This window comes from Citrobacter sp. Cpo142 (genome assembly GCF_030332425.1).
GTDB lineage: Bacteria > Pseudomonadota > Gammaproteobacteria > Enterobacterales > Enterobacteriaceae > Citrobacter > Citrobacter portucalensis.
On record NZ_JAOWHW010000142.1, the window covers coordinates 261,794 to 273,095 of the forward strand.

General features: G+C 52.3%; 12 protein-coding genes, 1 pseudogene and 1 other annotated feature (1 of these 14 only partly in view). Of the genes and pseudogenes, 10 read left to right on the forward strand and 3 right to left on the reverse strand.

Going from position 1 to position 11,302, the window contains the following annotated elements; all coding sequences use genetic code 11:
- Positions 1–112 precede the first annotated feature (112 nt).
- On the forward strand, positions 113–2,050 hold the full coding sequence (sltY, locus tag OGY18_RS22515) for a murein transglycosylase (protein WP_198579537.1): 1,938 nt from the start codon (positions 113–115) through the stop codon (positions 2,048–2,050).
- A gap of 90 nt (positions 2,051–2,140) precedes the next feature.
- Complete coding sequence (gene trpR / locus OGY18_RS22520) at positions 2,141–2,467, forward strand: trp operon repressor (RefSeq protein WP_032934222.1); 327 nt, start codon at positions 2,141–2,143, stop codon at positions 2,465–2,467.
- Positions 2,468–2,556: 89 nt separating this feature from the next.
- On the opposite strand, the gene yjjX is transcribed toward trpR, so the two are convergent.
- Positions 2,557–3,081 (reverse strand): inosine/xanthosine triphosphatase, encoded by a 525-nt coding sequence (gene yjjX, locus OGY18_RS22525; protein WP_148362472.1) that lies wholly within the window; start codon positions 3,079–3,081, stop codon positions 2,557–2,559.
- Between the two features lie 52 nt (positions 3,082–3,133).
- On the opposite strand from yjjX, the gene gpmB reads away from it, so the two are divergent.
- On the forward strand, positions 3,134–3,781 hold the full coding sequence (gene gpmB / locus OGY18_RS22530) for a 2,3-diphosphoglycerate-dependent phosphoglycerate mutase GpmB (protein WP_003019006.1): 648 nt from the start codon (positions 3,134–3,136) through the stop codon (positions 3,779–3,781).
- Here the strand turns inward: gpmB and robA are convergent.
- Positions 3,778–4,647: an MDR efflux pump AcrAB transcriptional activator RobA gene (gene robA, locus OGY18_RS22535; RefSeq protein ID WP_003829933.1), complete on the reverse strand. Its 870-nt coding sequence runs from the start codon at positions 4,645–4,647 to the stop codon at positions 3,778–3,780. The genes gpmB and robA overlap by 4 nt on opposite strands.
- Positions 4,648–4,858: 211 nt before the next feature.
- Between robA and creA the strand changes: the two genes are divergently transcribed.
- From creA to creD, 4 genes and pseudogenes are all read left to right on the forward strand, one after another.
- Positions 4,859–5,332: a protein CreA gene (creA, locus tag OGY18_RS22540; RefSeq protein WP_003018998.1), complete on the forward strand. Its 474-nt coding sequence runs from the start codon at positions 4,859–4,861 to the stop codon at positions 5,330–5,332.
- 12 nt (positions 5,333–5,344) lie between these two features.
- The gene (gene creB, locus OGY18_RS22545) at positions 5,345–6,034 is read left to right on the forward strand and encodes a two-component system response regulator CreB (protein ID WP_003829928.1); all 690 of its coding nucleotides are present in this window, start codon (positions 5,345–5,347) and stop codon (positions 6,032–6,034) included.
- Positions 6,034–7,458, forward strand: a complete 1,425-nt coding sequence (gene creC / locus OGY18_RS22550; protein WP_126319326.1) for a two-component system sensor histidine kinase CreC — start codon at positions 6,034–6,036, stop codon at positions 7,456–7,458. The genes creB and creC overlap by 1 nt, the downstream gene beginning before the upstream one ends.
- A gap of 57 nt (positions 7,459–7,515) precedes the next feature.
- Positions 7,516–8,876, forward strand: a pseudogene (creD, locus tag OGY18_RS22555) (cell envelope integrity protein CreD).
- A gap of 60 nt (positions 8,877–8,936) precedes the next feature.
- On the opposite strand, the gene arcA reads toward creD, so the two are convergent.
- Entirely contained in the window at positions 8,937–9,653 is a 717-nt protein-coding gene (arcA, locus tag OGY18_RS22560; protein WP_001194359.1) for a two-component system response regulator ArcA, read from the reverse strand.
- Between the two features lie 95 nt (positions 9,654–9,748).
- Between arcA and yjjY the strand changes: the two genes are divergently transcribed.
- The 3 genes from yjjY (at position 9,749) to thrL (ending at position 11,252) form a co-directional block, all read left to right on the forward strand.
- Positions 9,749–9,889: a YjjY family protein gene (gene yjjY, locus OGY18_RS22565; RefSeq protein WP_042998021.1), complete on the forward strand. Its 141-nt coding sequence runs from the start codon at positions 9,749–9,751 to the stop codon at positions 9,887–9,889.
- A gap of 399 nt (positions 9,890–10,288) precedes the next feature.
- Complete coding sequence (locus OGY18_RS22570) at positions 10,289–10,975, forward strand: tRNA/rRNA methyltransferase (protein WP_148362470.1); 687 nt, start codon at positions 10,289–10,291, stop codon at positions 10,973–10,975.
- A gap of 206 nt (positions 10,976–11,181) precedes the next feature.
- Positions 11,182–11,302: a sequence feature (Thr leader region), on the forward strand; it runs 6 nt beyond the window's last position.
- Positions 11,187–11,252 carry a thr operon leader peptide gene (gene thrL, locus OGY18_RS22575; RefSeq protein WP_032337689.1) on the forward strand — a complete coding sequence of 22 codons (66 nt, stop codon included), beginning with the start codon at positions 11,187–11,189 and terminating at the stop codon, positions 11,250–11,252. It overlaps the preceding feature by 66 nt.

The window sequence follows — 11,302 nt, forward strand, 5'->3', positions numbered from 1 at the left end:
AACAAAAGTAAAAAAGTGTCCGTGACGTGGCGCATTCTGCAATGTCTGGTTAGCATGAATTAATTAAGCGGCATGATGCTGCACAGACGTAACATGAGAAGAGGAAGAGCTTGTGGACAAAGCCAATCAATTTACCTGGCGCCTGCTGGCAGCCAGCGTATGTCTGCTGACGGTCAGTCAGGTGGCGCGAGCCGACTCTCTGGATGAGCAGCGCAATCGTTATGCGCAAATCAAGCAAGCCTGGGACAGCCGACAGATGGATGTCGTAGAGCAGATGATGCCCGGCCTGAAGAACTATCCTCTGTACCCGTATCTGGAATATCGTCAGATCACTGACGATCTGATGAATCAGCCCACCATTACCGTTACCAATTTTGTGCGTGCCAATCCGACACTGCCCCCTGCGCGTACGCTGCAATCGCGTTTCGTGAATGAACTGGCGCGCCGCGAAGACTGGCGTGGACTGCTGGCGTTCAGCCCGGAAAAACCGGGTACCACGGAAGCGCAATGTAACTATTACTTCGCGAAATGGAGTACCGGGCAAACCGAAGAAGCCTGGCAGGGCGCGAAAGAGCTGTGGTTGACCGGGAAAAGTCAGCCGAACGCCTGTGACAAATTATTTGGCGTATGGCGCGCCTCAGGCACTCAGGATCCGCTGGCGTATCTGGAGCGTATTCGTCTGGCGATGAAAGCCGGGAATACCGGTCTGGTGACGGCGCTAGCCGGACAGATGCCCGCGCAATACCAAACCATTGCCTCTGCGATCATCTCGCTGGCCAACGATCCGAATTCGGTGATGACTTTTGCACGTACCACCGGCGCCACGGATTTCACCCGACAGATGGCGGCGGTCGCCTTTGCCAGCGTGGCGCGTCAGGATGTGGAAAACGCCCGCCTGATGATCCCGTCCCTGGTGCAGGCGCAACAGCTTAATGATGAGCAAACCCAGGAGCTGCGCGATATTGTTGCCTGGCGTCTGATGGGCAATGATGTCACCGACGAGCAGGCCAAATGGCGTGATGATGCGATTATGCGCTCCAATTCCACCTCGCTTGTGGAGCGCCGGGTGCGCATGGCGCTGGGAACCGGCGATCGTCGTGGCCTGAATACCTGGCTGGCGCGTCTGCCAATGGAAGCAAAAGAAAAAGACGAGTGGCGCTACTGGCAGGCGGATCTGCTGCTGGAGCGCGGACGTGATGCGGAAGCCAAAGAGATCCTGCACCAGCTCATGCAGCAACGCGGTTTCTATCCGATGGTGGCGGCACAGCGCCTGGGCGAAGAGTACGAGCTGAAAGTGGATAAAGCGCCAGCGAACGTTGATTCTGCGCTGACTCAGGGGCCAGAAATGGCACGCGTACGCGAGCTAATGTACTGGAACATGGATAATACCGCGCGCAGTGAATGGGCAAATTTGGTCACCAGCCGTACCAAGTCCGAGCAGGCTCAGTTGGCGCGTTACGCGTTCAACAATCACTGGTGGGATCTTAGCGTTCAGGCGACGATCGCCGGTAAGCTGTGGGATCATCTGGAAGAGCGTTTCCCGTTGGCCTATAAAGATCTGTTTACCCGTTACACCAGCGGCAAGGATATTCAGCCAAGCTATGCGATGGCGATAGCGCGTCAGGAAAGCGCCTGGAACCCGAAAGTGAAATCACCGGTCGGCGCCAGCGGGCTGATGCAGATTATGCCGGGCACGGCGACGCATACGGTGAAAATGTTCTCGATTCCAGGTTACAGCAGTCCGGGCCAGCTACTGGATCCTGATACCAACATCAACATTGGTACCAGCTATTTGCAGTACGTATATCAGCAATTCGGCAATAACCGCATCTTTGCATCAGCAGCCTATAACGCCGGTCCGGGGCGCGTTCGCACCTGGCTTGGCAATAGCGCTGGCCGCATTGATGCTGTCGCGTTTGTCGAGAGCATTCCATTCTCAGAGACGCGTGGTTACGTGAAGAATGTGCTGGCTTATGATGCGTACTATCGCTATTTCCTCGGCGATAAACCGGAGTTGATGAGCGAGGCAGAATGGCAACGTCGTTACTGATCGTGTCGATTGTGTTATGCTATCGTACTCGTTAAAGAGTACAAAAGGGGGGAGGCAAGCACGCTTCCCCCGCAACGATGGCGATATCTTATGACTCAGCAATCACCCTATTCAGCAGAGATGGCAGAACAACGTCACCAGGAGTGGTTACGTTTTGTCGATCTGCTTAAACACGCCTACGAACAAGATTTACACCTGCCACTGCTCAATTTGATGTTAACGCCGGATGAGCGTGAAGCGTTGGGTACGCGTGTGCGTATCATTGAAGAACTGCTGCGCGGTGAGATGAGCCAACGTGAGCTTAAAAATGAGCTCGGGGCGGGAATTGCCACTATCACGCGGGGGTCGAACAGCCTCAAATCCGCACCGGTGGATCTGCGTCAGTGGCTGGAGCAGGTACTGCTAAAAAGTGTCTGATTCTCTCGTAGGCCGGATAAGGCGAAGCCGCCATCCGGCAATGGTGCGCGCTGCTTGCCTGATGGCGCTACGCTTATCAGGCCTACAAATTACAATGACTTATCGTATATCGCGTTATGAAACGGGCTGAGCGCCAGAATCACCGCCTGGTGATAGACGCTTGAGCGCGTCAGCTTGCCCGCGGTAAAAACGCCGATTGCGCCTTCTTTACGGCCAATTTCATCAATACCCGTATAGTCCGACATCACCGGGCCGAGTGCTTCACCTTTGCGGACTCTGTCGAGAATGACAGTCGGCAATGGCAGCGTGGCTGAACGGGCTTCACCGCGCTGAATGCCGTTATCAATCACCACCCAACTGAAGGTGGCGTCATCGTCAATTCCTGCTTCAATGGCGACCCAGAAATCAGCCTGCGGGTGCAGGCGGCGAGCGTTAACAACGCGATTTCGTGCGCCAGTGCGCGTTTCCTGGTTTCCGAAAGGTTGTTCCGGCACGCCACTCTCGACGGCGACGGGTTCAATATGGCAGGATCCTTCCCCGAAAATCTCTTCAAATGCCCGCAGAATTGCCTGAATTTTGGCAGGATTGGTGGTCGCAGAGATAACCTTGTGCATAATTAAGCTCAGTTTGAAAATTCATCGCATCGCAGTATAACGGAAAAAAAGCATGTTACAGGTATACCTTGTTCGCCATGGCGAAACGCAGTGGAACGCCGAGCGACGTATTCAAGGCCAGTCAGACAGCCCACTAACCGCTAAAGGTGAACAACAAGCCATGCAGGTGGGTGAACGCGCCCGCTCGTTTGGTATTACGCATGTCATCAGTAGCGATCTTGGTCGTACACGACGCACCGCAGAAATCATCGCCCAGGCCTGTGGCTGTGATATCACCTATGACTCCCGTCTGCGCGAGCTAAATATGGGAGTGCTGGAAAAACGTCACATCGATACGCTGACGCCAGAGGAAGAGGGCTGGCGTCGCCAGTTGGTGAACGGCACGGTGGATGGTCGTATCCCGGAAGGGGAATCGATGCAGGAATTGAGCGATCGCGTCAACGCGGCGCTGGCATCCTGTCTGGAATTGCCGCCGGGAAGTCGTCCGCTGCTGGTCAGTCACGGTATCGCGCTGGGTTGCCTGGTGAGCACAATTCTGGGATTACCGGCATGGGCTGAACGTCGCTTGCGTCTGCGCAACTGTTCTATTTCTCGAGTTGATTACCAGGAAAGCTTATGGCTGGCGCCGGGATGGGTCGTTGAAACGGCAGGGGACATCTCACATCTGGACGCCCCTGCGTTGGATGAACTGCAGCGCTAGCGGCGAATCGGAATCAGGAATTCGCAGCGCAGGTTGATCGGGCGATCTCCCGCTTTGGCATCTTCTGCCGGGTAGTATCGCTCGATATCCTGTCCTTTACGGCGCGTCAGGTTCAGCATTGGCATGCATGTGCCGTAAACCGTCAGGATAAACTCTTGCACACCGGTTCCCAGCCCTTCGTAGGTAAACATCACGTACTCGCCACCCTGTAACAGGATAGGCTGCGCCGACGGCACATAGCCATTGGCCTGTTCCGGCGTCAGTGCTGTGGTGTAAAACACTTCCTGTTCGTCATCTTTTTCAATGCTCGGACGCGTTTCGTTAAGCCCGTACAGCACTGGCGGGATCGCCGGAGCCTGAGCAAGGAAGTCGCGCCAGAACTGAATACGCATTTCATGACGGAAATCTGAAATCTGTTCCAGCGAGCAGGAATAGCTTTGCGTGGTGCCGAGCAGTTGCGTATCTTCCAGGGTGACAAACTCGTGCGCAGGCATCGTAAATTCCCCCAGTCGCATTGGTGGGCGAATACCGAATGCGCTCCATTCCGGTGAACGGCGATACAGCGCTGGTGTCTGCGAAAATTGTTTCTTGAATGCGCGAGTAAAAGTTTGTTGAGAGTCGAAGCGATATTGCAGCGCAATATCCAGAATTGGACGCGCAGTCAGGCGCAGCGCCACTGCGGATTTCGATAAACGACGGGCGCGGATATAGGCGCCAATAGCATGGCCCGTCACGTCCTTAAACATTCTCTGCAGGTGCCACTTGGAATAGCCCGCTTTTGCCGCCACATTGTCAAGCGACAAAGGCTGATCCAGATGACCTTCCAGCCAGATTAATAGGTCGCGAATAATGCCAGCCTGATCCATAAAATATCCTCATCCTTTCAACAACGAGTACCTGACGTCAGGTATGAGGATAATAGCATTTTTTGCTGTTTTAGCATTCAGTGTTTTTTTTGCTCATAAGTGCTTTTTTCGGACATACGAAAGCGTGATTATTGTAATCCTGTGATCTGTATACATTTTATCTTAAAATGTTTAATAATCACGCAGAACAACTTTTAAGAATGGTAACAATATGAAATATAAGAGCTTAGTCATTTCCTCAATTCTGCTGATGTTGGCGCAGGTCGCCCATGCGGAGCAGATTGGATCTGTCGATACAGTGTTCAAAATGTTTGGGCCGGATCATAAAATTGTGGTCGAAGCGTTTGACGATCCGGATGTTACCAATGTGACCTGTTACGTGAGTCGTGCGAAGACCGGCGGCATTAAAGGTGGACTGGGGCTGGCGGAAGATACTTCCGATGCCGCCATCTCTTGCCAGCAGGTTGGGCCGGTAGAACTGAGCGACAGAATCAAGAACGGTAAAGCTCAGGGCGAAGTGGTATTTAAGAAACGTACCTCGCTGGTGTTTAAATCTTTACAGGTCGTGCGTTTTTACGATGCGAAACGTAATGCGCTGGCCTATCTGGCCTATTCAGATAAAGTTGTCGATGGATCGCCCAAAAATGCCATCAGTGCGGTACCCATCATGCCGTGGCGGCAATAACAAGGAAGCACAATGCAACAGCCGTTGATCTGGTTGGTTGAGGATGAGCAGGGAATCGCTGATACGCTTATCTACATGCTGCAACAGGAAGGGTTTAGCGTAGAGGCGTTTGAGCGCGGATTTCCCGTGCTGGAGAAATCTCGCCAGCAATGCCCTGATGCCATCATTCTGGATGTCGGGCTACCGGATATCAGCGGTTTTGAACTGTGCCGACGTTTACTGGAACGCCACCCGGCGCTGCCGATCCTTTTTCTGACCGCGCGCAGCGATGAAGTGGATCGCCTGTTGGGGCTGGAAATTGGCGCAGATGACTATGTTGCCAAGCCTTTCTCGCCGCGCGAGGTGTGCGCTCGTGTGCGTACGCTGCTGCGGCGGGTGCAAAAATTCTCCACGCCTTCATCGATGACACGCTGTGGGGATTTTGAACTTAATGAGCTGGCCGCGCAGATTACCTGGTTCAGCATGCCGTTGAACCTGACGCGTTATGAATTCCTGCTGCTGAAAACATTGCTGATGTCGCCGGGACGTATTTACTCTCGCCAGCAACTGATGGATTTAGTCTGGGCAGATGCGCAGGATACCTTTGACAGAACGGTTGATACTCACATCAAAACGCTGCGCGCCAAGCTGCGGGCTATCAATCCGGAGCTTTCCCCCATCAATACACATCGCGGTATGGGATACAGCCTGAGGAATTGCTGATGCGCATTGGCATGCGTTTGCTGCTCGGCTATTTTCTGATTGTTGCGGTCGCCGCCTGGTTTGTTCTGTCTATCTTTGTGCAGGAAATTAAGCCAGGCGTCCGTCGGGCGACCGAAGGTACTTTAATTGATACCGCCACGCTGCTGGCTGCACTGGCGCGTGATGACGTGCTCTCTGACTCACCGGCTAACGGCAAGCTGGCGCAGGCATTTGCGCAGCTGCATAACCGCCCATTTAACGCCAACATCAGTGGCATTAACAAAGTGCGTAACGAATACCATGTCTACATGACCGACGCGCAGGGCAAGGTGTTGTTTGATTCCGCCAACCAGGCCGTCGGTCAGGACTATTCCCGCTGGAACGACGTGTGGTTAACGCTGCGTGGTGAGTATGGCGCCCGCAGTACGCCGCAAAACCCGAACGATCCGGAAAGCTCGGTGATGTACGTTGCCGCGCCGATCGTAGACGGTGGGCGTATTATCGGCGTGCTCAGTGTCGGCAAACCAAATGCGGCGATGGCACCGGTGATTAAACGCAGTGAACGGCGAATGCTGTGGGCCAGCGCCGTATTGCTGGGCATTGCCCTGGTGATTGGCTTCGGGATGGTATGGTGGATAAACCGATCTATTGCCCGGCTGGCGCGTTATGCCGACTCCGTTACCGAGAATCGCCCCGTCCCACTGCCTGATTTAGGCAGCAGCGAGTTACGCAAACTGGCGCAGGCGCTGGAAAGTATGCGTCTGAAGCTCGAAGGCAAGAACTACATTGAGCAGTATGTCTACGCGTTAACGCATGAGCTGAAAAGTCCGCTGGCGGCCATTCGTGGCGCGGCAGAGATATTGCGAGAAGGCCCGCCGCCAAACGTGGTAGCGCGTTTTACCGATAATATTCTGACGCAAAATGCGCGTATGCAGGCGCTGGTCGAAACTTTGCTGCGCCAGGCGCGACTGGAGAATCGACAGGACGTTACGTTGACGGCGGTGGAGGTAGATACGCTATTTGCTCAGCTCAAAGAGGCGCGTAGCGTGCAGCTGGCGGCAAAAAACATCACGCTGACCATTTTGCCTTCATCGCTTAGCGTCGCTGCCGACCCTGCGTTACTGGAGCAGGCGTTGGGGAATTTACTCGACAATGCTATCGACTTCACGCCACAGGACGGGACGATTACGCTGAGCGCGCATCAGCAGGAGGAGCGGGTCACATTGCAGGTTACCGACAGCGGTAGCGGCATCCCTGATTTTGCATTGCCGCGTATTTTTGAGCGCTTCTACTCGCTGCCCCGCGAGAATGGACACAAGAGCAGCGGTTTGGGGCTGGCGTTTGTCAGTGAAGTTGCACGACTGCATGAAGGTACGGTGACATTATCTAACCGACCAGAGGGCGGCGCACAGGCCTCGTTTACGCTTCACCGTTACTTCACATAACTTCAAATTCTCCGCACATAGCTGTTCTACCTTGCTGATATTGCAAAGGAGAACGCTATGTTTAAATCACCCCTGTTTTGGAAAATCGTCACCTTAGGCGGCGCCATAATACTGCTGTTAATACCACTGACGATGGTCAGGCAGATAATCGTTGAGCGATCGGATTATCGTGATGAAGTCGAAGATGCTATTCGTCAGAGTACCAGCGGGCGCAAAAGATGGTCGGGCCGCTGATTGCCGTCCCGGTGACGGAACTGTATATCGAGCTGGAAGGCGACAAACAGATCCAGCGTAAGCGCAGCTATATCCATTTCTGGCTGCCGGAGTCGTTGGTGGTTGAGGGGAATCAGAACGTTGAAGCGCGTAAAATCGGCATTTATGAGGGCCAGGTCTGGCACAATGAACTCTCGGTGAAGGCCGAGTTTAACGCTGAACGTTTGCGTGATTTAAACCATCCCAACGTCAGCGTCGGCAAACCGTTTATCGTGGTTGGCGTGGGGGATGCGCGCGGGATCGGTGTGGTGCAAGCGCCGCAGATCAATGGGGAATCACTGGCTGTTGAGCCAGGGACGGGGCTGGATGGAGGGGCTCAAGGGATCCACATTCCGCTACCTGACGCGAGCTGGGCGGAGCAAAACCTGAGCATGGCGCTGTCGTTGAATTTGAGCGGAACAGGAGATTTCTCCGTTGTTCCGGTTGGCCGTAACAGTGAAATGACTTTAACCAGCAACTGGCCGCATCCCAACTTTCTGGGGGATTTCCTCCCGGCGAAGCGCGAAATCAGCGAATCAGGATTTAAGGCCCAGTGGCAGAGCAGCTGGTTTGCGAATAACCTCGGCGAACGCTTTGATGGCGAAAAGATTGGCTGGAAGGGAATGCCTGCATTTAGCGTTGCCGTCGCCACACCAGCGGATCAGTATCAGTTAACGGACAGAGCCACCAAATATGCCATTCTGCTGATTGTACTGACCTTTATGTCTTTCTTCGTGCTTGAAAGTATGACCAGCCTGCGTCTGCACCCGATGCAGTATCTGCTGGTGGGGCTATCGCTGGTGATGTTTTATCTGCTGCTACTGGCATTGTCTGAGCACATTGGTTTTACGGCGGCGTGGATTACGGCAAGCCTGGTGGGGGCGTTGATGAACGGGGTGTATCTGCAGGCGATATTACAGAGTTGGCGGAACAGTATTTTGTTCACCGTGGCGCTACTGGGGCTGGATGGGGTGATGTGGGTGCTGCTACGTTCACAGGACAGCTCTTTACTGCTGGGAACCGGCGTGCTGTTGGTGGCGTTGTGTGGCGTGATGTTCCTGACGCGTCATCTTGACTGGCACTCGCTGGCACAGCCAAAACCAAAGCCGACAGAAATTCCGAAGCCTCAGCCTGCGCAGAGTGACGAGTTTCGCTTATGGAAATAGGGCTGTGGTGAAATGAAAAACGGCGCATAATGCGCCGTTTTTTTACCTGTAAGGATTGAATTAATCCTGCAGGTCGCCGCAGAAACGGTAGCCTTCACCGTGAATGGTGGCGATGATTTCTGGCGTATCCGGCGTAGATTCGAAATGTTTACGAATGCGGCGGATAGTCACGTCAACGGTACGGTCATGCGGCTTCAGTTCGCGACCGGTCATTTTTTTCAGCAGTTCTGCGCGAGACTGGATTTTGCCCGGATTCTCACAGAAGTGAAGCATTGCACGGAATTCGCTGCGTGGCAGTTTATACTGCTCGCCGTCAGGACCAATCAGAGAGCGGCTGTTGATGTCCAGCTCCCAGCCGTTGAACTTGTAGCTTTCGACGCTACGGCGTTCTTCGCTGACAGTACCCAGGTTCATGGTACGGGACAGCAGGTTACGAGCACGGATAGTCAGTTCGCGCGGGTTAAACGGCTTGGTGATGTAATCGTCTGCGCCGATTTCGAGGCCGAGAATTTTATCGACTTCGTTATCACGGCCCGTCAGGAACATCAGCGCAACGTTAGCTTGTTCGCGAAGTTCGCGCGCTAACAGGAGGCCATTTTTCCCAGGCAGATTGATATCCATAATCACAAGGTTGATGTCATATTCAGAGAGAATCTGATGCATTTCCGCGCCATCTGTCGCTTCGAATACATCATAGCCTTCTGCTTCGAAAATGCTTTTCAACGTGTTGCGTGTTACTAACTCGTCTTCAACGATAAGAATGTGCGGGGTCTGCATGTTTGCTACCTAAATTGCCAACTAAATCGAAACAGGAAGTACAAAAGTCCCTGACCTGCCTGATGCATGCCGTAAATTAACATGATCGGCGTAACATGACTAAAGTACGTAATTGCGTTCTTGATGCACTTTCCATCAACGTCAACAACATCATTAGCTTGGTCGTGGGTAGTTTCCCTCTGGACCCGACAGTGTCAAAAACGGCTGTCATCCTAACCATTTTAACAGCAACATAACAGGCTAAGACATGCCGGACACCCAATAAAACTACGCTTCGTTGACATATATCAAGTTCAATTGTAGCACGTTAACAGTTTGATGAAATCAACGTATCCAAATGTTTGCTTTCATCACAAAATTGCAATATTACAACTAGTTGCACGAGCTAATTAATAAATGTAATGAATCCAACCAATGCGATCCATTTTAAAATAAATTATCATGGATAAACAGAGGGATATACAACTTCTGTTAACATAAAAAGCAATAGTACAGTTTGGAAATAGTTTAGCATTTTTTACCGGATGCGAAATCCTTTTTCAGTGACTTCTGTTAAAAAAATGTAAATTTGCGCTGCGTAATATGTTGATGTGCGTCACATTATTACTTGCAGACTGACCAAAAAGAGTATCGAAATGCGTTTAACAATTATTCTGGTTGCCCCTGCCAGAGCGGAAAATATTGGCGCGGCTGCCCGTGCGATGAAGACCATGGGATTCACTCAATTACGTATCGTTGACAGCGAGGCGCATCTGGAACCCGCCACGCGATGGGTCGCGCATGGATCGGGCGACATTATTGATAATATTAACGTTTTTCCAACGTTGGCCGAGGCGCTTCACGACGTTGATTTTACTATTGCGACCACCGCGCGTAGCCGAGCGAAGTTCCATTATTACGCCACCCCGGTCGAACTGGTTCCCCTGTTACAGGAGAAATCAACGTGGATGGATCATGCTGCGCTGGTATTTGGTCGTGAAGATTCTGGGCTGACCAACGAAGAATTAGCGCTGGCAGATGTACTCACTGGTGTACCGATGGTCGCTGACTATCCTTCACTCAATTTGGGGCAGGCGGTGATGGTGTATTGCTATCAATTAGCAGGTTTAATACAACAACCGGCTAAAAACGTTGAGGTGACAGATGAGCTTCAGCTCCAGGCATTGCGCGCACGCGTTTTGCGTTTATTAGCCACGCTGAACGTTTCTGACGACATCAAACTCACGGACTGGTTGCAACAGCGAATGGGTCTGTTGGGGCAGCGAGACACGGCAATGTTGCATCGTTTTTTACATGATATTGAAAAAAACATCACAAAATAAAATTTCGAACAGTTTTTGTTGTGTAGTGTTTTGTTCTTGGTTCAAGTGGGCTCGACATGCTGTATTGGTTGAAAGTAAAAGGGCAAGCAGTTGCTCATGAACAAGTTTCGGAATGTGATCAATTTAAAAATTTATTGACTTAGGTCAGCAGATACTTTAACCCTAAAAGAATACAAGACAGACAGATAATAATTACAGAGCACACAACATCATGAAACGCATCAGCATCACTATTACCACAACCATCACCATTACCACAGGTAACGGTGCGGGCTGACGCGTACAGGAAACACAAGAAAAAGCCCGCACCTAAACAGTGCGGGCTTT

Excerpts from the sequence above, each read along its gene's own strand:
- creA (WP_003018998.1), top strand. The coding sequence starts at position 4,859 with ATGAAATATAAGAGCTTAGTCATTTCCTCAATTCTGCTGATGTTGGCG.
- trpR (WP_032934222.1), top strand. The coding sequence starts at position 2,141 with ATGACTCAGCAATCACCCTATTCAGCAGAGATGGCAGAACAACGTCAC.
- yjjY (WP_042998021.1), top strand. The coding sequence starts at position 9,749 with ATGACTAAAGTACGTAATTGCGTTCTTGATGCACTTTCCATCAACGTC.
- OGY18_RS22570 (WP_148362470.1), top strand. The coding sequence starts at position 10,289 with ATGCGTTTAACAATTATTCTGGTTGCCCCTGCCAGAGCGGAAAATATT.
- robA (WP_003829933.1), bottom strand. The coding sequence starts at position 4,647 with ATGGATCAGGCTGGCATTATTCGCGACCTATTAATCTGGCTGGAAGGT.
- creB (WP_003829928.1), top strand. The coding sequence starts at position 5,345 with ATGCAACAGCCGTTGATCTGGTTGGTTGAGGATGAGCAGGGAATCGCT.
- creC (WP_126319326.1), top strand. The coding sequence starts at position 6,034 with ATGCGCATTGGCATGCGTTTGCTGCTCGGCTATTTTCTGATTGTTGCG.
- yjjX (WP_148362472.1), bottom strand. The coding sequence starts at position 3,081 with ATGCACAAGGTTATCTCTGCGACCACCAATCCTGCCAAAATTCAGGCA.
- gpmB (WP_003019006.1), top strand. The coding sequence starts at position 3,134 with ATGTTACAGGTATACCTTGTTCGCCATGGCGAAACGCAGTGGAACGCC.
- arcA (WP_001194359.1), bottom strand. The coding sequence starts at position 9,653 with ATGCAGACCCCGCACATTCTTATCGTTGAAGACGAGTTAGTAACACGC.